At 40.0% G+C, this 20,635-nt stretch carries 14 protein-coding genes; 2 read left to right on the top strand and 12 right to left on the bottom strand.

Annotation, left to right across the window (positions count from 1 at the left end):
* Nucleotides 1–1,395 (bottom strand): TolC family protein, encoded by a 1,395-nt coding sequence (locus tag AACH28_RS19340; protein ID WP_341831261.1) that lies wholly within the window; start codon nucleotides 1,393–1,395, stop codon nucleotides 1–3.
* 360 nt (nucleotides 1,396–1,755) lie between these two features.
* Here AACH28_RS19340 and AACH28_RS19335 point away from each other — a divergent pair, with 360 nt between their 5' ends.
* Both AACH28_RS19335 and AACH28_RS19330 read left to right on the top strand, forming a co-directional pair.
* On the top strand, nucleotides 1,756–2,523 hold the full coding sequence (locus AACH28_RS19335; protein ID WP_070561233.1) for a TatD family hydrolase: 768 nt from the start codon (nucleotides 1,756–1,758) through the stop codon (nucleotides 2,521–2,523).
* Nucleotides 2,524–2,535: 12 nt separating this feature from the next.
* Nucleotides 2,536–3,555, top strand: a complete 1,020-nt coding sequence (locus AACH28_RS19330; protein WP_070561234.1) for an asparaginase — start codon at nucleotides 2,536–2,538, stop codon at nucleotides 3,553–3,555.
* Nucleotides 3,556–3,669: 114 nt separating this feature from the next.
* Here the strand turns inward: AACH28_RS19330 and AACH28_RS19325 are convergent, their stop codons facing one another.
* From AACH28_RS19325 to AACH28_RS19275, 11 genes are all read right to left on the bottom strand, one after another.
* A complete protein-coding gene (locus AACH28_RS19325; protein ID WP_070561235.1) occupies nucleotides 3,670–4,974 on the bottom strand; it encodes a folylpolyglutamate synthase/dihydrofolate synthase family protein in 1,305 nt (434 codons plus the stop codon).
* An 11-nt stretch (nucleotides 4,975–4,985) separates the two neighbouring features.
* Nucleotides 4,986–5,813 carry an energy transducer TonB gene (locus AACH28_RS19320; RefSeq protein WP_070561236.1) on the bottom strand — a complete coding sequence of 276 codons (828 nt, stop codon included), beginning with the start codon at nucleotides 5,811–5,813 and terminating at the stop codon, nucleotides 4,986–4,988.
* Nucleotides 5,814–5,871: 58 nt separating this feature from the next.
* Entirely contained in the window at nucleotides 5,872–6,282 is a 411-nt protein-coding gene (locus tag AACH28_RS19315) for a biopolymer transporter ExbD (RefSeq protein ID WP_046672748.1), read from the bottom strand.
* Complete coding sequence (locus AACH28_RS19310) at nucleotides 6,282–6,989, bottom strand: MotA/TolQ/ExbB proton channel family protein (protein ID WP_046672749.1); 708 nt, start codon at nucleotides 6,987–6,989, stop codon at nucleotides 6,282–6,284. Before AACH28_RS19310 ends, AACH28_RS19315 begins: the two co-directional genes overlap by 1 nt.
* 25 nt (nucleotides 6,990–7,014) lie before the next feature.
* Nucleotides 7,015–8,463, bottom strand: a complete 1,449-nt coding sequence (locus tag AACH28_RS19305) for an SPOR domain-containing protein (RefSeq protein ID WP_286851290.1) — start codon at nucleotides 8,461–8,463, stop codon at nucleotides 7,015–7,017.
* Between the two features lie 40 nt (nucleotides 8,464–8,503).
* Nucleotides 8,504–10,246 carry a TonB-dependent receptor gene (locus AACH28_RS19300; RefSeq protein ID WP_075994216.1) on the bottom strand — a complete coding sequence of 581 codons (1,743 nt, stop codon included), beginning with the start codon at nucleotides 10,244–10,246 and terminating at the stop codon, nucleotides 8,504–8,506.
* Between the two features lie 6 nt (nucleotides 10,247–10,252).
* Nucleotides 10,253–13,291 carry a tetratricopeptide repeat protein gene (locus tag AACH28_RS19295; protein WP_286851286.1) on the bottom strand — a complete coding sequence of 1,013 codons (3,039 nt, stop codon included), beginning with the start codon at nucleotides 13,289–13,291 and terminating at the stop codon, nucleotides 10,253–10,255.
* A 382-nt stretch (nucleotides 13,292–13,673) separates the two neighbouring features.
* Nucleotides 13,674–14,612, bottom strand: a complete 939-nt coding sequence (locus AACH28_RS19290) for an aspartate carbamoyltransferase catalytic subunit (RefSeq protein ID WP_075994218.1) — start codon at nucleotides 14,610–14,612, stop codon at nucleotides 13,674–13,676.
* Between the two features lie 182 nt (nucleotides 14,613–14,794).
* Complete coding sequence (gene pyrR, locus AACH28_RS19285) at nucleotides 14,795–15,358, bottom strand: bifunctional pyr operon transcriptional regulator/uracil phosphoribosyltransferase PyrR (RefSeq protein ID WP_286851284.1); 564 nt, start codon at nucleotides 15,356–15,358, stop codon at nucleotides 14,795–14,797.
* 246 nt (nucleotides 15,359–15,604) lie between these two features.
* A complete protein-coding gene (locus tag AACH28_RS19280) occupies nucleotides 15,605–17,005 on the bottom strand; it encodes an amino acid permease (RefSeq protein WP_341831260.1) in 1,401 nt (466 codons plus the stop codon).
* 148 nt (nucleotides 17,006–17,153) lie between these two features.
* Complete coding sequence (locus AACH28_RS19275) at nucleotides 17,154–20,168, bottom strand: protein O-mannosyl-transferase family (protein WP_341831259.1); 3,015 nt, start codon at nucleotides 20,166–20,168, stop codon at nucleotides 17,154–17,156.
* Nucleotides 20,169–20,635 lie beyond the last annotated feature (467 nt).

The following is a 20,635-nucleotide window of genomic DNA, read 5'->3' as shown; positions in this document are numbered from 1 at the left end:
TTACTCATGTATAGTTTGTAATAATTTTCCTGATGTATGTAGTAATTCAACCGCAGCGGTACGTTGCTGCAGAACATTGTTAAAATAACCCAAATTAACTTTGTACCAATCGTTTTCAGCAGCCAATAACTCAGTAACATCTATTAAGCCCGCTTGGTACTGTTTAACAGCCATGGAAAGGTTATTTTCGGCAACTTTCAATTGCTGTTCCCCCACTTTCAACTTTTGATTGCCTGTCGTATAGGTAACGGTATTTTTGCTGAGTAATAAATTTAATTTTTCTTGCGCATCTTCTCGCTTGGTCGTATTGATATGCTGATCGAGTTTAACTTGCTTTATCTTATTATGATGTTCTCCGCCCGTATAGAGATCCCATTTAACCCCTACGCCGACCATTAAATTGGGGCTCCCCTTGATGGAATTAAGCGGTAAGTTGACTGTCCCAAATAGCGGTTGATCTTTCACCGTGAGTTTGGAGTTGAATACATTTAGATAGTTTGCGGATCCAAAGGCAAAGACAGCAGGAAGAGCTCCCCCCTTTTCTTTTTTATACAGGTACTCATACGCTTTTGAGGAAGCATCCAGTGCTTTCAATTCGGATCTTTGTTCAACATCACGTGGAAGATCCGACAAAAATATAGGTTTAAGTCCATAATGAATTCCGCCAACCTCCTGAAAAGATACCCCTGTTTCTTGTTCGATCTTTTGACACAACAAATTCCGATTGCCAGAAACCTCTACCTTTTTCTCTTCCAGCTCCAGCAAGGCCAATTTCAATTTATCTCTATCATACGGTATTGCTAGGCCGTTTTGAATCGCTTTGTTGACCTTTTCCTGTTCTTTCTTTAATCGCTTCTCAGAATCGACAATCAATTTATCCACCTCATCCAACAACATCAGCTGATCAAAAGAAGCAATAATATCCTTTGAAAGTGTTTCTCGACCGGCCGATTCTAAATATTGTTGAGCCGCAGCTTTCTCCTGCAATGCTTTTATTCCATTCGGAATCTGTAATCCCGAGAAAATAATCTGCTTTACAGACACACCCGCATAGGCCGCTTGACCATGCATACTAAATCCTGTTGCGCCTTCAAACAAGCCGAGGTTCAATAAAGGGATATTAACCGTAGGAATATCAATACTCCCATTGCTATGTACATAACCGTATAATCCGAGTGCGGAGACATGTGGTAGCCGGTTTGCTTTTACCCCGTCGGCTTCCAGACGTGCTTTATCGACTTCGTAAGCCTTCAATTTCAATTCTTTATTTGTCTGAAAGGCTTTTTGAATAATATCTTTTACCGAAGGGTCAATCAATGATTGCGCATGTAGTTTGTTTAAAAACATAACCGACGCCAAAGTCAAGAAACCCAGGCATAACCTCTTATTCATCATATGATTCATTTGTTCTTATAAAAATAGGACAACAACCGCCTCTTTTATCTGTTTAACAGTAAATCGGACGGTATGTTTGACTTCTGACTCTTTTTAATTAAACGTATCTTTTCAACAGCCAATAACAATCGTCACTTATGCATTCATGGCATGAAGGACTGAACTCCACCTGTTAGCTTTTCCAAGATACAAAAAAGAATTCGTTTCTGTAGAAGGAATCCTGTATTAATTTTCATTTTTGCTAATTAATAAGTTATCTTTGGAGAGCGAATTGAAATTTTGGTAATTAAGTCTACCACTTTATTCGATAATAATAAAAACAAGTTTTTACCCTAACCCGCTGCTTCCACGCAGAAAACTATGTTGCTTACAGATACACATACACACATTTATTACCATGCAGGAACCGAAAAACTGCAAGAACATCTACAACGTTGCTTTGATAATGGCATCCAACGTCTTTTTTTGCCGAATGTGAATAGCGCTTCCATAAAACCTGTATTTGATACCGTAGCAGCTTATCCAGAACATTGTTTTCCCATGCTTGGATTACATCCATGCGATGTAAAGGAAAACTATGTGGAAGAGTTAGAAACCATCCGAAAGAGCTTGGAAACACACAAAGTCCATGCCATAGGTGAGATCGGGCTGGATCTTTATTGGGATAAAAGCACGCTTGAAATTCAAAAAGACGCCTTTCGAACGCAGGTTCAATGGGCTAAGGAATTAAATTTACCGATCGATATCCACTGCCGGGAAGCCTTCACTGAACTGTTCGAATTATTGGAAGAACTTCACGACGACAAATTATTTGGCGTTCTGCACTGCTTTACCGGCTCCCTGGAGCAGGCCCAACAGGCTATCGATTTAGGTTTCGCGCTTGGTATTGGCGGAGTCGTTACCTTTAAAAAAGCGGGCTTAGATCAGGTGGTCAAAGAAATCGATTTAAAACATATTGTTCTGGAAACAGATGCACCTTATTTGGCTCCTGTCCCCTTTCGCGGTAAAGAAAATGAAAGTAGCTATTTGGTTTACGTCGCACAAAAAGTAGCTGACCTTCACCAGATCTCCGTCGAGAAGGTAGCCGAAATCACAACAGAAAATTCAAAACGTATATTTGGTATATAATTTCAAAACTCAATGCATAATATCTTTATTATCTACACAGGTGGGACCATTGGAATGGTTAAAGATGAAACAGGAACATTCGTTCCTTTCGACTTTGAATTGATCAAACGTAATCTCCCTGATTTAAGTCGCTTAGACTATAAGCTGACCGTGCACTCTTTCGAACCCATTATCGATTCATCCAACATGAAGCCCGAGATATGGATTGAAATGGCACAAATTATTAAGGATAACTATGCAGATTACGACGGTTTTGTTATTCTGCATGGTTCCGATACAATGGCTTTTACAGCCTCAGTATTGAGCTTTATGTTGGAGGGACTCCAAAAACCGGTCATTTTATCTGGCTCTCAGCTGCCTATCGGAGAGATCCGAACGGATGCGCGGGAAAATATGATGACAGCCCTTGAAATTGCTTCAGCAAAACAAGATGGCGTATCTATCATACAAGAGGTATGCATTCTTTTCGACAATAAATTATTCCGTGGCAATCGCTCATTTAAATATAATTCGGCCAAATTTGAGGCCTTTAGATCACCAAACTATCCCGTATTGGTTGAAGCAGGTATTCACCTCAAATATAATACAGATGCTTTATTAAATAATATTGATAAAGAATTTATCCTACATACCAAACTGGACAATCGCGTTGCGGTATTGAAATTATTCCCCGGAATTTCTGCACAAACGATCAAAGCCGTCTTAGACTCCGATGTCCGTTCCATTGTGATGGAAACATTTGGGTCAGGCAATACCACCACCGACACTTGGTTTCTGGATCTATTGAAAGAAGCAATTGAACAAGGTAAAAATATCCTCAACATTTCGCAATGTAAAGTAGGCTCTGTTGAATTAGGTCGCTATGAGACTTCACAAGGACTTAAATCCATCGGCGTGCTCAATGGCTACGACCTTACATTCGAAGCGGCAGTAACCAAATTAATGTATCTTCAAGGCGAGTTAGAAGATCAAAAAGAAGTCGCTTATTGGATTGAAAAGGATATCCGTGGTGAATTGACGATCAATGACTAATGACCAACGGCACAAAATCACAAAAAAGGGAGCTGCACTTCACGCAGCTCCCTTTTTGTGATCGGTTTCTATGAATTCCTCCCGCAGATTTATTTGCGAGGAAAGGTGATATTCTTATTCCTGCGTCAAACGAGCAAGCACTTCCGCAACAACAAAATTGCTTCCGCCAACAAAAATAAGGTTCCCTTGTTGATACGCTTCTTTTGCTGCATCAAACGCAGCTCCTACCGATGCATAATCAAGTCCCGTTAGACCAAATTCCATAGCTTCTTTCCGCAGCTCCTCGGATGGCATTGCACGCGGAATATCCGGAGCAGAGAAATAGTAGGTTGCATCCTTGGGTAGATAAGGCAACATATGTGATAAATCCTTATCGCGCATGGCCCCTATCACAAAGTGCAATTTATCATAAGCGGTTGTAGCCAGATTTTTGAGCACTTCATGAATTCCGTCCTCATTGTGCCCCGTATCACAGATGATAAATGGATCCTTAGACAATTGTTGCCATCGGCCTTGAATTCCTGTGGTTGCCTGCACATTTTTTAGCGCTTGATGCACATGTTGATCACTGATCTCAAAGCCCTGTTGACGTAACTCATCCACAGCTAACAGGACGCCGGCGAGATTCTTGACCTGATAAGAGCCTTTTAAATCCAGTTGAAAGTCTGCTGAATGACTTGCAGTATCCCTCGCTTGTACCGTCAAATAATCTTGGTCCACGCCCAGCATTTTCGTGGCATACTTATCGGAAGCGAATTGGATCGGTGCATGCTCGATCGCTGCTTTATCCAAAAACACAGCTGCTGTCTCTTCAGCATATTCCGAAATAACGACAGGTGTATTTCTTTTGATAATTCCGGCCTTCTCAGCAGCAATTTCCACCAGTGTATTACCAAGAAGATTCATGTGATCAAAACCGATATTGGTAATTACCGACAGCAAAGGCTGAATAATATTGGTGCTGTCCAAACGCCCGCCAAGGCCGACTTCAATGACAGCGATATCAACCTTATTCTTCTCGAAATAATCAAAAGCCATGGCTACAGTAATTTCGAAAAACGATGGACTGACTTCTTCTATAAGCTCGCGATGGGTATTGACAAAATCAACAACAAATTCTTTCTCACATAACTGACCATTGACACGAATACGTTCTCTGAAATCCAGTAAATGTGGTGAAGTATAGAGACCTGTCTTATATCCTGCCTCGGCCAAAATAGCGGCCAACATGTGGGAGGTCGATCCCTTTCCGTTTGTACCGGCAATATGTAATGTTTTGAATTTTCGCTGTGGGTTGTCCAAAGCAGCGCAAAGTTTGATGGTATTGTCAAGGTCTTTTTTGAAGGCAGAGGCGCCATCCCTTGTAAACATAGGCAATCGAGTATACAGATACTCGATTGCCTCATTATAAGCATTCATGTGAATGATTTTTATCTTAATCTAAAATTGAATACAATCCGTCCTGTTTGGGAGTCGGGAGCATTTGGCAATTGGTTTAGCCGAGCGCCACGTACAGCACGCTCACATTTCTCCAACAAGGATGGATCGGTAATCGTCGTTCCTTTTACACCAGCACGCGCATAAGTGATAACCCCTTGCTTGTTCACTCTAAACTCCACAGCAACCTTTCCTGCTTGCTGTCCATTATCGTCGATACTTGGTCGTTGTGTAAAACTTCGGTTTTCAATAGACAACATCATGTTACCATTTCCAGATCCCCCTTCGCCGTAGTTACTTGCTAAAGGATCACCCAGTTTGGAACCCTGATTTCCAGGAGTTGTCCCTGTACCATCACCAGCCCCAGTGCCGTTATTTTTATTGCCTTTAAAAAGCGCTTTGGCATTGGCCTGTGGTGCCACTTCTTTTACAGCTTTGGTTGTTTCCGGTGCTTTTGAAACGACCTTCTTTTCCGTTTTTGTTACCGCAGGGGCATCTTCTAAATCCTGTGTGACAACCGCTTTCTCCGCAACTTGCTGCGTTGGAGTTGGGGTAGGTGTTTCAACAGGATCAATACGGTCAGGGCGTTCATTATTGGCGTTGGGGTCCACCGATGGTTCCTCAACACTCATATAGTCATCTCCCATTCCCTCAGGTGAAGTACCGTAATTGACGATCATTCCCCCCATTCCATATTCATCAGGTGCCTGAGATTTAAAAACAACAAAAAATCCAATCAAGAGCAACGATGCCATGACCAAAGTCGATATCCCCAATGCTTTGGGGAAATTATTTTCTTCATGTTGAAGGTGATATCTCATCGCATTAATCTCCTATATTAATAGCTGACCAATAAACTTAAAAAAAGTTTAATTGCTCCTATTTATCTTTTTTTGGCTCTGTTGCCAATACCACTTTAATCTTCAATCGATTAGCGACATCCATTACAGAAATAACATTTTGAATGGGAACCGTATTATCGACATAGAGCATAATGGTCACTTCCTCACCCGCAGCCATTTGCGATTGAATTGCAGCTTCCAATCCTTCAATGGGAACTGGAGTTTTGTCAATAAAATAGCCCAAATCTTTTGTAATCGATACCGTAACGGTCTTTTTAGCAACAGATTGTTCTCCCGCACTTGACTTTGGTAACAATAGCTTCACCACTTGCGGATTAGAAACTGCAGAAGCCAACAGGAAGAACAACATCAGGAAAAACATGATGTCATTCAGCGCTGAAGTATGTACTTCCGCAGATGGTTTATTTTTTCTACTTCGTAAGTTCATTATCTTCCGGGTTCATCCAATAAATCAATAAATTCTACTGCATCCGTTTCCATACGTAAAATCAATCGCTCCACCATCATATTGAGGATATGGTAGCCCAAATAAGCTAAGATACCCACCGCAAGACCTGATGCAGAAGACACCATTTTTACATATAGACCACCAGATACAGAAGCGATATCAATACCACCAGCTAATTCGACGTCGTGGAAAATCTTAATTACTCCAAAGATCGTACCTACGAAACCAAGCATCGGGGCAATACCAGCAATAATACCCAAAATATTGATATTCTTTTCTAACTTGGCAACTTCCAATTTACCCACGTTTTCGATCGCTCCTTCAATATCTTTGATCGGTCTGCCGACACGCAATAAGCCTTTTTGCAACATACGTCCCAAAGCGGAGTTACTTGAACGAACTACAGCTAATGCCGAATCCAAATTTCCGGACAAAACATTTGCCTTTACTTGCGACATTAAGCTGTTATCATATTTTGCGGCACGACGGATAGTCAAATAACGCTCAAAAAAGATAACCAATCCAATAAAGAACAACAATAGGATTGGAACCATGATCCATCCCCCTTTGATCATCATATCGATCAAACTCATGTTTTCTGTAGGCGCAGCAGCAGGTAATGGTTGTTGTGCAGCTTGATTAAACGAATCCACAGCAGCCCGTGCTGTATCTTGTACTAATGACATAATTATTAATAGTTTTATATAGTTTCTATAATGTTTCTACCCAAGCACCTTCAATCTTTTTCTCTACAGATTTCTTAGCGAGGTCTGCCTCCGATTTTGTCATGTAGGTGTTTAAGATGATTTTCTTTCTATTTCTTTTGAACTTTCCCTCTACAGCTCGTGCTGTTTTATAGCCCATTTCCCGAAGACGCTTGGCTTCCTGCTCTGCTTGTGCCATTGTCTTTGCAGAACCTATTACCAATTGATATCTGGGTTGTGCAACAGGAATAGACTCTTTGATCACAGGATTTGCTTCCAAAACCGGAGATTTTGCTGCCGCATTGGTCGCAGGTACAGTTGTTGTCTTTTTAACAGAATCTTTCACACCAGTTTTAGCCAATGAATCGACTTGCTTTAAACTATCTGCTTGCATTGTATTGGACAAGGTATCAGCAGGCATGATCGGCTGTTTTTGAACAAGCGTATCTGCCGCTTTTACAACAGGTTTGGTCGGCCCAAATAACGAATTCTTCAACGCAGGATTGGTGTAAACGACCGCAACAGCAACCATTGCCAGCACAATAATTCCAGTCATCCAATACCAGATCGCATTTGAATTACGCGGCTCTTCCTCATAGATATTTGGCGCGTATGTTGAATTAGCGTTAGCCGACGCAATAGCACCGATTTCTTTTTTTTCAGCGATTTCTTCCTCTGGAGTAACCGAATGATTGCTATCAGTTATCACAGTTGTATCCACAGGTTCAAACTCTTCAGTTTCCTTTTGCGCTAACGACGACTCTTCAGCTTCAAGACCGGTACGATCGTTTGTTGGTGCTGTCTCCTGCGAAAGCTCATCCGCTGCTGGATCCGTTACCACGACCGGTTCCTGTGCTGTTTCAGTTTCTTCTTTGACCTCTTCAACCTCGATCGTTTCATCTTGATCCACCGTATCCGGCATAGACTCTACCACAAGCTCCACCTTATCATTAGCTTCCACCACAGGATCTTCTTCCACAACAGGGTCTTCTTCAACCGCTAAGGTCGTAAATTCTTCTTCTTTGGTTTCTTCCAAAGAAGAAACGACTGTTTCAATCTCTGGTGCAACAAGATTTGTGACCGGCTGGAAGTCGAATCCCGATAGATCCAGGGGTTTGAAGACTAAACTTGCGCCATAACTAATTAATAAGCCAAGATCATCAAGTTTAGCCTGTCCAAACTGACCTAAATCAGCTCTTAGGTTATCAACAGCTTCCGATAAAATCTGCTGTGCCTGATTGAGGCCTAAATTTTCCTGTTGTTGGATATAATGAACAATATTAAATCCTTGTTGAGCAGAATAGTCCAGTTCGACGTAGGAAATCGGGGGCAAAAATACATTATTCTGTTTATCGAACTGAGCCGGAGAATGAATTCGTTTGAACACACCTATTCCGGGCACGTATACTTCCGCATAACGTTTTAATAAACTATTGATGTTTTTGCCTAGATTCATCGCGCACTATTTTAAGATGCAAATTTATAATCTTAATTCGTTAAAACGAATAATTAAGACCACCAATTACATTAAAGCCCAATCTTGGGTAATACATATAACGTTCGTATTCTTTTCCAAAAATGTTATTTGCTTTGACGAAAATACCAAATTGTTTTTTGATTCGGTATTCTGCGCCTGCATTAAGATCAGCAAACGACGCTATTGTTGCCTTATGCCCACTGTTGGCAATACGACTGCCATCTGCATTATAGTCATAAATATACGCATAGGTATTGCCTTGTGTAGAAAGTTCAGCATCTACGAAAAATTTATCGGAGATATTGAAGCGTGCATTAGCCTGCATACGGAATTTTGGCAATCCCCAAGCTTCTTCCTCATCACTCAATTTATAATCGTCTATATACACTTTTCCGCCCAGATTAACCAGTTGTGAAAGACGTACATTGATTTCTCCTTCCAATCCCATATGTTTAGCTTTATTGATCACGCCGTCATAAACGACATCAAAAGCCCAAGGAACATAGCCATTTTGACTATCGCCAAATGCACTGTTTTTAAATAAAGGCAATCCCTCAATCTGTTTGTAGAATACCTTTACTTTATAACCAAATGTTGCGCCAGCATTTCCTTTTAAACCCGCGTAAACATTCATTTTCTCAATCGAGTTTATCATTTTAGCATTAGGAGCCAAATACGGATTTTCTTTAGCGAAACTACGGAAAGAAGCTTGCTTCACTCCGCCATTGATTCCGGCAAACAAAGAGATATATTCAGGTGCCAAAGCAAAATCAGCTTCTACGGATGGGAAAATATTGAATCTTGAGCTATCGCCAAATTCAGAAGTTAAATTCGCGCCCAAGGTTACGTTATAGTTGTCGCCCTTAAAACGAATATATGGATTGATGACCGCCAAATGATTTTTTACTTCAGCACTATCTTTCACATTATTCATTGTCACGCTCAAATTCGCACCAACATTGAATGCACTTAGGCGTTTATTCAAATAACCGGATAATGCGATGGAATTTTCTTTGGCTTTATAAGCGTCTTTAAACAAATAACCATCAACTTTTGCGGAATAGCTTAAGGCTTGCTCATTTTTTGGATCCACATTACTTGACAGCTCTCCATTCAAGTAGATATCTGTAAAGGTCTGTTTATCCGGAGTCGTATTCAACAAGGTTGTTCCCGATTGATCAAAAGTCTGACCATAGAAGTTTGTGCCATAACGATTGTATCCGATGGTACCTTTAACGGTTACCGCATCCAATACACGACGACCAAAGATACCGATATCTTGTGTACTGAACTTCTGTCCGTCAATATTACCCTTTTGGCTCAAATGCTTTGCAAATAAACCAAATCGTGTATTTTCAAACTGTTCAGAAGCCAAATAAGCTTCGCCCAATATACTGTTATAGTTTCCGATACCAAATTTGACATAGTTGCTACTATGTTCAAAAGGTTGTGCAAAAGGAATCTCCTGTACATTCAATTGTTTCAAACCGGTATTGATATCCAATTTCTTGTCCAAAATATTGTTGTAGGACAATTTGGGCTGGTATTCTCTTTTATTGGTCATATCCGGACTGCGGCGGATTTTCACAGCATCCGCAAGAATTGGCTTATAATCACGAACAACATCAAAAGAATCGATAGTGACCGGTTTCTCAGGATCGTTCTTCTTGCCTGTTTCCTGTGCAAAAGAATTCAATCCCACGCCCATCAAAAGCGCTGCTAAAGTATATTTCTTCACGTTTCTATTTTGCAACTTCTTCATTGTATCCTATTTCTTTTTGTTGTTCAATTTATTTAGACGTTCTTTTGCTGCTGGCAAAATATCGTCTTTCGCATCATAGTTATCCACAATCGATTCAAGTGTAGCTTTCGCCTGGAAAGAATCTCCCTTACCTGCATAAGCATCAGCCATGGTAATAAAGCTTTTCGCCACCCAATATTCGTACGAAGAGAAATTATCGGATAGATCCATTGCTGTTTTGATACACGCATCGTATTGTTTATTTTCCAATTGTAATACCGCAACATTGTATTTTGCTTCGGCACCATATACTGTACGGCTCTTCAATGCAGCTAAACTGAATTCTTTCATTGCCTCAGCTTTCTTATTCTGCTTCACATAGCATTTACCGGCATATAAGAAGGCATTTGCAATCTCTTCTTCCGAAGATTTTTCGTAGTTCTTAACAGCGTTGGTATAATTTAATGCTTCTTTATAATCTCCAATTTGGAAGTAAGAAACCATTAAGTTATTTATTGCGAAACCATAGTTAGCCTTGTATTCAGAGGTAAGCTCCAGCTTTTTCAACAACTGTGTTGCTTCGTTATATTTCTTTTGTTTCAAATACAAATTTGACACCGAAATCAACGTGCGTTCTGTATAAGGAGATGTCCAGTCATTCAAGATAATATTGTAATCATGTAGTGCATCTTCTGTATTGCCCAAAGCTGCGTTACTTTCAGCACGAACAAAACGCGCATATTTTTCTTGATTTGGTTTCGGGAATTTATCGAAATACGCATTTACAGCTTCCACCGCCCCTTGGTAATTTCCTCTGGAGAATAGGGTTGTGGCAGTCGAGAATGAACGAGAATCTTGCTCAGATTTCGACGCATCCCCTAAGTTTGTTCCAGTTGCATATTTGATATACCCCGTTGCATCGCCTTTATCCAAATAGATGTTCTCAATCGATCGCATGGCCTGTCTTGCTTCATCTGTTGATCCATATTGGTCGACTACACGTTGGAAAGTTGCCAATGCAGCATCATTGTTATCTTGATTATACTGAACCAGACCAATCGTCACCAAAGCGCGTGGCACATAACTGCTGCGCGGATATTTTTCAACCATTGTTTGAAGGCCAGCAATTGCCTGGTCACTTTCTCCCATCAAGAAACGTGTGTAAGGAATCTCAAACGCAATATCATCTGCATAATTAGAACTCGGGAATTGTGCAATAACAGCATTCAATGTTGAAATTTTACCGTTGTTATCCCCTTGTAATCCTTGAATAATACCACGCTGGAATAACGCGTAATCCTGACTAGGCGCTTTAGAAGAGATCAACTTATTGTATTCTGTTAATGCTCTGCCGTAGTTTTTCGAAGAGAAATAAGAATCGCCCAAGCGTGCAATTGCATCATTACGTGTATTCATTTCTATTCCTTTCGAACCACCAGACGCTAAGAAACGCTCGAAGTAATTGGCCGCCGTGCTGTAGTTACCATTACGGAAAGCCGCATAGGCTAACGCGTAATTGGCATACCCATACACATCCGTTTTGCTAGCTCCCGGCAAGCGTAAGAATTTATTGAAATTTGTAACCGCTTCACCGTATTTACGCACTTCGTACATTGCTTCCGCTTTCCAATAGATGGCTAAAGCGTAAATTTCCTCGTCATAACGAAACTCTTCAGAGCGCATGAATAGGGAAATTGCATTTTCAAAAGCACGCTCGTTATAATACTCCAAACCTCTGTAGTAGGTTACCTTTTGATAAGCAGCGTCTGCTTCTTTTCCACGTTTAGGAATAGATTCCAAAATATCAACTGCCTCACGATAGTTTTTTGTACTCAACAATACTTCAGCAAGCAAAGTTTTTGCTTCCTCTAAGCGTTTCGATTTTGGGTACGTTTTCAGGTATTCTTGTGTCGAAGCCAAAGCCACTTGGTGGAATTCCAATTCATACGAAAGCTTAGCATAGTTGAATAAGCCCTCTTCTTGCATTGCTGGATCAAAATCCAATTTCGAAGCACGAAAAAATGCGTTACGAGCAGATTGCTTATTGCCTTTCTTTAAGAAAGCATCCCCTAGGGTAATCATCGCAGATTGATAATATGCGTCTGGATCGGTCATTTTTTCCAATTCAGTGATCGCTTTATCGTAATCTTTCAACTTGTAGGCGATGTAACCGATTTGGTAGCTATCCTGATTATTCTGGGTCTTACCTTGGTCCTGTGCCTGAAATTTATCGTAATACTCTTTTGATGTTTTTAAATCACCTTTGATAAAGTATGTTGCCGCGATAATACGAAACATCTCTGTTTCATTTTCTTGTTTTGTTCGCGACAAAATTGGCAACGCATAATCCAACACATCGTCGTAGCGTTTATCCAAGAAATACAAAGCAGTAATATAATAAGGGTAACTATTTTCGAATTGTTTCGATCCATTTAGGCGTTCAAATTCATTCAGCGCCGTTTTGTACTCGGCGTCTAAGTAAGAAAGATACGCGTAATAATAGATTGAAGCTTCCTGAAATTCAGTTTTCTGATCTTTCAATCCTTCAAATAATGGTTTCGCCGTTTTATAATCCTTTGTCATAAAGGAAGCATATCCATATTTAAAGCGATATTCTACATTTTCTTTACCTGCTAAATTTTTGCTATCGATCTTGTTAAACCACTCTAAGGCCTTAACATAATCTTTTTTAGCATAATAGGATTTACCGATTTGAAAATAAGCCGCTTTAGCATTTGCACTGACAGGGAAATCTTTAATGTATTTCAGAAAACGGTTTTCGGCATCGGATTCGCCCAATTCCAGTGCGCAAACCGCTTGATAATACCGTACGTTCTCTTTCAACAAAGACAGTTCCTCTGTTTCGTCCAATTGCAAGTTGGATTTTGTCCGCAAAGCTTCAACACGGTCAAATTGGGCAGAAGCAGAACTAAATTTTCCGCGTTCATACAATTCCATCCCTGTTTTGTACGCCTTGTTGATTTGTTGCCATTCTGTCTGTTGCGCTAATGCTGGCGTCGCCATAACGGTTAATGCAACTCCCACCTGGTAAATCTTCTTATACATAATATGTGAAACCTTAATATGTTATTTATCTGCAAATGTAAATGAATCTCCCTCCAAACCGCGGTAAATTCGCATTTCAAAGCAAATTTATCGAAAGCCTCTCTGCCATTAAAGGCTTTAAGATGGCCCCAAATTTATTGAAAATCAATTCAAACCTCCACTTCTCAGGGAGATAGTTTTATTCATTTTACTAAATTATACTTTAATTGAGCTATTTTACACAAAAGTTATTAACATCTGTGAATAATCCTGTATTATAACGGAAATTTTGCACAAAAAATATGCCCGACAAAAAAATAAAGTCAGGCATACTATTATTGCATTAGAAAACAGTGCTATTTAGTCTCACACGTACATTAACGCACGTTAAAACCAATTTAGACTATCCGCGTTGCCCTGCTAATAGATACAAGACAGCCATGCGCACAGCAACACCATTTTCAACCTGATCCAAAATAATTGAATGTTCGCTATCCGCGACATCCGATGTGATTTCGACCCCCCGATTGATTGGTCCGGGGTGCATAATTGTGATTGGCTTCTCTAAAGAATCCAAAATCTCTTTATTCAATCCATATAGCATGGAATATTCTCTTAAGGAAGGGAAATAGGCAATATCCTGACGCTCCAATTGAATCCGTAACATATTTGCAACATCACACCAGTTCAACGCTTTCCGCAAATCATGCTCCACTTTTACACCCAATGATGTAATATGTTTAGGAATTAATGTGGTCGGACCACAAACCATCACTTCTGCACCTTGCTTTTGAAGACATAAGATATTCGACAAGGCAACGCGTGAATGTGTAATATCCCCAACGATAGCTATTTTACGACCAGCTACATCACCATAGCGTTCACGGATCGAAAATGAATCAAGTAAAGCTTGTGTAGGGTGTTCATGTGCTCCGTCACCTGCATTGACAATTTGTGCATCAACATGTTTACTTAGAAATACCCCAGCTCCCGCGTATGGATGTCTCATCACAATCATATCAACCTTCATTGCAAGAATATTGTTCACCGTATCGATGAGTGTCTCCCCCTTACTTACCGAAGAGGAGGAAGCCGCAAAATTCACGATATCCGCAGAAAGTCTCTTTTCAGCAAGTTCAAAGGATAGACGTGTCCGTGTTGAATTTTCAAAAAACACGTTGGCAATCGTAATATCCCTTAACGACGGAACCTTTTTGATTGGCCTATTTAATACCTCTTTGAAATTACTTGCTGTATCCAGGATCAATTGGATATCGTTCTCATTTAGATCTTTGATCCCCAATAAATGGCGGGTACTTAATTGTTCTGCTACAGATGACATTTTATAGTATATTCAAATATTTACTAATCATTTTTTTTCTGAAAGTGTCTGATCTTATTGGCCAGAAAGAACCTTCAGTTTGCTTTCATTGCTGTTGGCGTCTGCGAAGTCATGAAGGTTTTATTGAAAGTGCCTGTTTCCAAAGATCAACAATAACCTTTAGTATCGTCATGACACCGCTATTAATCGCTAGCTGACGTCTTCTTTTCTGTAATCAAGATAATACTATCCTGATCCTCTGATTCTTTCCAGTTAACAATTACTTTTTGTGAATCAATAGAATCTACCTGTATTCCGATATAATCAGGCTGAATAGGAATCTGTCTAGAGAAGCGGCGATCGACCAAAACAAGCAACTCTATTCTTCTTGCACGGCCAAATGCCTGTACAGCATCCATTGCCGCACGAATAGTACGTCCTGTCCATAAGACATCATCTATAAAGATGACATCTTTACCTTCTACAATAAAATTGATATTTGTGCTATTTGCTAAGAGTGGACCAGTATTCCCTTTGGTACGGAAGTCATCGCGATAAAAGGTAATATCCAAATCGCCAACTAAAATCTCCTTTCCGATCATTTGTTCAAGCTCTTTGACGATACGTCTCGCTAAGAAAGTTCCTCGGGGTTGAATACCTATGACGACAGCATTTGAAAAATCACCGTGATTCTCAATCAATTGACGACATAGTCTTTGAATTGTGATTTGAAATTTTGGTCCGTCTAATAAAATCGACTGTTTCATTATGGGAATGTTTGAGCAAAGCTACACTTTTTTTAACAAAAACGAAGCCATGAAGGGCAATTAATTTCAATATTTGCATCCAGCTGGCACAATAACAAAAAGTGATTTAAACAAAGAATATCTTCCTTTCCGGGAAATTTACAAACCAATTATTCTAGTACATTAACAGATTTTGAAGTTATATACAATACGCATTGCCAACCATTTACAGCAAATTCCATAACATCGAAATGCTATAGGTAAAGACTATTCATCTAGCTCGGCACGTTTATTATTCCGTGCAAAAAAATACACCGGTACACCGATTAATACAAGTATAAAGCCTGGCCAGGTATATTGTGGCTTATAGATAATTAATAATACACAAAATACGGTACCTATCAACAGGTACAAGATCGGAGTGACAGGAAATAGAAATGTCTTATAGGAACGTTCCAAATCGGGTCTTCGTACACGCTGAATAATAACCCCTAGCACTGTAATCATATAAAATATAACAATAACAAAAGATATCATATCCAGTAAATTGCCATATTGCCCACTTAGACAAAGCAATGACGCCCAGATCCCTTGAAGCCATAACGATCGTGCCGGCACATCATATTTGTTATTGGGAATCGCTTGTTTCAGAAACAATCCATCTTTTGCCATAGTCTGAAAAACTCGCGCACCTGATAGTGCGAGCCCGTTAACGCAACCAAAGGTCGAGATCATGACCAAAATCGCCATCGCTATCGTGCCCGTATGTCCTAATATTTTTTCAGCCGCCGCTATGGCAACACGATCATTTGCCGCAAAAGCAATTTCCTCTCTATTTAATGCCGCTAGGTAAATGTAATTACAACTTATATAGAGCAACATCACCAAGCTCGTCCCGATAACCAATGCCCGAACAACATTACGCTGTGGATTTACAATCTCTCCGGAAACAAACGTTACATTTTCCCAGGCCACACTACTAAATACCGAACCTACCATCGCAGCAGCTAAAGCCCCCATCAGTACGCCCCCAGAGATCTGCGACCAGCCAGCACCTTTCAAATTTTGAAAAGAGTCCCAGCCATAAGCCATATTTTCTGAAAAATGATTTTCCTTAATCAAGAACAGACCACCTAAAATCAGTAAAACCAGCGCAATAATTTTTGCTGAAGTAAAGAAAGATTGAACAGCTTTTCCACTCTTGATCCCTCTTGTATTGATAAAGGTCAGGAGAATAATAACACCCATAGCGACAATCTGTATCCAGGTAATCTTAAACTCTCCACGCTGAAATAGCGGTGCTGCATCATTTAGCTGCGGAATAAGGTAGGCTGTAAACTTACCAAAGGCAACAGCTACAGCTGCTATCGTTCCCGTTTGAATGACTGTAAATAAACTCCAGCCATATAAAAAGCCAATTGGCTTCCCAAATATTTCTGTCAGATAGGTATATTGTCCCCCAGCCTTCGGGTACATAGACGACAATTCGCCATAGCAGATTGCCGCCGCAACAGTTGCTAATGCGGTCAATAACCAAACTATCGCCAACCAATATCCGGATCCCAGCTGCCGCATCATATCACTCGATACAATAAAAATACCGCTTCCGATCATCGACCCCATGACCAGCATCACTGCATCCCACAATTTTAATTGACGTTTCATCATAACTTAAGGTTGGTTTTATATGGCGTTAAGCTAAGAAAAAATAATCAAAAAAAAGCCGCCCTTTCCTACATCGCATCAAAAAGTGTATTTCCTTTCGAATACCTGTAGTAAAGGGCAGCTCCTTCGGTTAAAATGATGTCTCTAATTGTTACTCAACACCATACTGTTGTTTATACGATTTTTCTAAATCGGTCACTTGCTGTAGCAATTGTTTTTCCGAGGTAGAGGCCAAGATACTCTTATAGGCACCCAAAGCACGTAATGCTGTACCGATATTTGAATATTCCAGCTCAGGTTTTGTTTGTGCAATATCCTGATACCAACGCATATTTTGCGTCATAAACTTCAGGTTACGGTTTACGATTTCATTTGCACGCTTCGTTTCACCAGTTTCATACAACACATTGACAATTGGAATATAGCCTAAAATATCGCGCATCAAATAAACACGTTTTGGCATTTTCTCAAAGGTTTCGACAGCAACTTTGCGCGCCTCATCCTTATGACCTTCCATCATCAACTGTGTCGCTGTACCACCCATTACTGTATTTGTAATCATGGTAATCATGCGGTAAGATTCAGGATCCAGGTAAGAAGCATGTGCCATATTACCCCATTGGTATTTCGTAGTAATGTCTTTGTAAGCAGACTGTGTATCAACCAATGTACCTTCTGCTCCGGCAGGAGTTGCAATTGGCATCAAGCGCAAGGCAAAACCCTCTTGCACCAAATATTTATCTAAACCAAGGTAGTTATCATTTGGAACTGTTGCCGCAAAATAAATTGGACGTTTCCAATCGTTATTCAATAACACGTTTAAGATAGATAATTCAGCTCTAGAGATATAATTTCTATTGTAGGTCCAGCTCATGGTGTCGACAATAGATTCTTGCCAAGCTTTAGGAACGACATTATTTTTCAGAACAGATTCTTTGTTCACCGGAAGGCTAAAGTTTTTGGTTGGCAGAAAGTTCTCAAATTTACCACCACGCAATTCCAATTTATTCTTTTGATCATCAGACAATAAAATCTGCATGATCAAATCAAGATCCACATGACCCGGAACTTTCATATCCTGATAATAAAGCACTTCGCGAACACCTTTCTTGAACTTTTCATCATCGATATTGATCGGTAAACCATCTGCCTGATTCACTTTTTGTTTCATCTGGCGCATATACCAGTCCGAACTCAACAAACTTAAGTTTACGACACGTACATCCGGACGATAATTTTCGACTTCCTGAACATACCATAAAGGATAGGTATCATTATCACCATAAGTAAATAAAATCGCATTGGGTGCACATGACGCCAAATAGTTTTTAGCAAGATCACGGGCAGTTGTTTTCTCCGAACGGTCGTGATCATCCCAGTTTTGGAAGCCCAACAATACTGGAGCCCCCAATAGACAGGCTACTGTAGCGGCACCGGCGGCAATTTTACCATCCACTTTTTTGCTCAGATAATCCGCAATAGCGAAAACACCGAGCCCGATCCAGATGGCGAAGGCATAAAAAGAACCTGCATATGCATAATCACGTTCACGTGGTTGAAGTGGACTTTGATTTAGATACAATACAATTGCTAATCCTGTAAAGAAAAACAACAGACCCACAATTCCCGCATCACGTTGTCTTTTTCCAAAATGCCAGAATGCACCAATTAAACCAATGATCAAAGGCAAGAAATAATATTTATTGTTTGAAGGGTCAGTCTTCAATGAATCTGGAATGGCATTCTGTCCGCCCACATGCATCTGGTCTACAGGTTTAGCCCCTGAGATCCAGTTCCCCTCAGTGAAGGAACCCTGTCCTTGTTGGTCATTTTGACGACCAGCAAAGTTCCAAAGAAAATAACGACCGTACATGTGTCCGATCTGATAGCTAAAGAAGAACTTTAAGTTATCCCCAAATGTTGGCGATTGTCCTTCAGGAATCTTTAGGTAATCGCGGTAATAATCTATATGATTTTGGTCTCTTGAGCTATAAACACGCGGAAAAAACATCGTTTTATCGTATTTATAATCCATGCCGTTCTCCACCTTGGTATACTTGTCTTTATCTTTTCTGTACGTATACGTAGGCTCGGCATCAACCACTTGCGCATCAAATGTAGGTCCATTCAAAAGCGGCTCACTGGCATATTGCTCACGTCCAAGATAACTCACAAAAGAAAATGCATTATCCGGATCACTGTTATTTAACGTAGGATTTGCCTTGGCGCGCACCATGATCATGGCAAAGGAACTATAACCAAAAATAATAAATGCTGCACTGATTAAGATCAGATTTAACATCGGTTTTACCTTTTTGATTGAATACCAGATCGCATATACGAAAAGAGCTACCGCTAAAATCATGAATAAGTTAAATCCAGTACCAAAGCCCATGCCCAAACTATTCACAAAGAACAGATCAAAATATGCGGCGGCTTTAACAGTGTATTGAATAATACCCCATAAAATCAGCGCCAAAACAACAACACCGGTTAAGAAAGCTTTGATCGCACCCGACGATGTCACTGTTTTTGAACGTTTAAAATAAATGACCAAAGCAATTGCCGGAATCACCAGAAGGTTCAATAAGTGTACCCCGATAGAAAGTCCCATCACATAGGCGATAAAGATCAACCAGCGGTCCGAACCAGCTTCATCGGCATGATTTTCCCATTTTAGAATACCCCAAAATACGACGGCTGTACATAAAGAAGACATGGCATATACTTCGGACTCTACTGCTGAGAACCAAAAAGTATCCGTAAAAGCATAAGCCAATGCACCAACAGCGCCTGAACCGAATATTTTGATTAAATCGGTGGATGTATATGATCCATCAACACCTTTTACAACGATTTTCTTTGCTAAAGCTGTAATTGTCCAAAATAAAAACAAAATGGTCAGACCACTACATACTGCCGATCCTACGTTCATCCAGAAAGCAATTCGTGTAACATCTCCACCAGCAAGGTTTGAGAATATATTTTGAATCATTAAGAATAAAGGTGCTCCTGGCTGGTGCACAATTTGAAGTTTAAAGGCTGAAGCGATAAACTCGCCACAGTCCCACCAACTCGTCGATCGTTCGGCAGTCATGACATACGCTACAGTTGCTATTAGCGCACATATCCATCCTAAAAGATTGTTGATTTTAGTATAGTTCATAAAATGATAACTGTAAAAAGTATTATTAATACGGCTCGAAAATAAGGATAAGTTAATAAGAAATGAACTTTATTCTGATTTTTTAACACATATTAATTGAAAAAATTTCATTACGCGATCCAATATTGGCTGAAAGGAAAGCATTCCCAAAATCACGCATGTACTTTTGTGGGCCAACATCTCGATAAAAAAGCTTAGCGTGCATATCTTTTCAAATCAAAACAAAAATTATTTCTTTGAAAATCAGCCCTAATACACTTTTAAGTTCATTTTTATTTGCAGAAATGAGAATAGTCCGTATATTTGCATCATCAAATGTGATCGACATCATCACGATAGCAATCACTTTTGAATTGTTTGTCCGATAGTATAAGGGTAGTACAACAGTTTTTGGTTCTGTTTGTCTTGGTTCGAATCCAGGTCGGACAACAAACAATAGAAAAGGCTTGCAGATGCAAGCCTTTTCT

The sequence above is a fragment of the Sphingobacterium thalpophilum genome (assembly GCF_038396785.1).
Classification (GTDB): Bacteria; Bacteroidota; Bacteroidia; order Sphingobacteriales; family Sphingobacteriaceae; genus Sphingobacterium; species Sphingobacterium thalpophilum_A.
This window is presented reverse-complemented; position numbering and strand designations above follow the sequence as displayed.

Excerpts from the sequence above, each read along its gene's own strand:
- AACH28_RS19300 (WP_075994216.1), bottom strand. The coding sequence starts at position 10,246 with ATGAAGAAGTTGCAAAATAGAAACGTGAAGAAATATACTTTAGCAGCG.
- AACH28_RS19310 (WP_046672749.1), bottom strand. The coding sequence starts at position 6,989 with ATGTCATTAGTACAAGATACAGCACGGGCTGCTGTGGATTCGTTTAAT.
- AACH28_RS19290 (WP_075994218.1), bottom strand. The coding sequence starts at position 14,612 with ATGTCATCTGTAGCAGAACAATTAAGTACCCGCCATTTATTGGGGATC.
- AACH28_RS19340 (WP_341831261.1), bottom strand. The coding sequence starts at position 1,395 with ATGATGAATAAGAGGTTATGCCTGGGTTTCTTGACTTTGGCGTCGGTT.
- AACH28_RS19320 (WP_070561236.1), bottom strand. The coding sequence starts at position 5,813 with ATGAGATATCACCTTCAACATGAAGAAAATAATTTCCCCAAAGCATTG.
- AACH28_RS19315 (WP_046672748.1), bottom strand. The coding sequence starts at position 6,282 with ATGAACTTACGAAGTAGAAAAAATAAACCATCTGCGGAAGTACATACT.
- AACH28_RS19305 (WP_286851290.1), bottom strand. The coding sequence starts at position 8,463 with ATGAATCTAGGCAAAAACATCAATAGTTTATTAAAACGTTATGCGGAA.
- AACH28_RS19295 (WP_286851286.1), bottom strand. The coding sequence starts at position 13,291 with ATGTATAAGAAGATTTACCAGGTGGGAGTTGCATTAACCGTTATGGCG.
- AACH28_RS19335 (WP_070561233.1), top strand. The coding sequence starts at position 1,756 with ATGTTGCTTACAGATACACATACACACATTTATTACCATGCAGGAACC.
- AACH28_RS19330 (WP_070561234.1), top strand. The coding sequence starts at position 2,536 with ATGCATAATATCTTTATTATCTACACAGGTGGGACCATTGGAATGGTT.
- AACH28_RS19280 (WP_341831260.1), bottom strand. The coding sequence starts at position 17,005 with ATGATGAAACGTCAATTAAAATTGTGGGATGCAGTGATGCTGGTCATG.
- pyrR (WP_286851284.1), bottom strand. The coding sequence starts at position 15,358 with ATGAAACAGTCGATTTTATTAGACGGACCAAAATTTCAAATCACAATT.
- AACH28_RS19275 (WP_341831259.1), bottom strand. The coding sequence starts at position 20,168 with ATGAACTATACTAAAATCAACAATCTTTTAGGATGGATATGTGCGCTA.
- AACH28_RS19325 (WP_070561235.1), bottom strand. The coding sequence starts at position 4,974 with ATGAATGCTTATAATGAGGCAATCGAGTATCTGTATACTCGATTGCCT.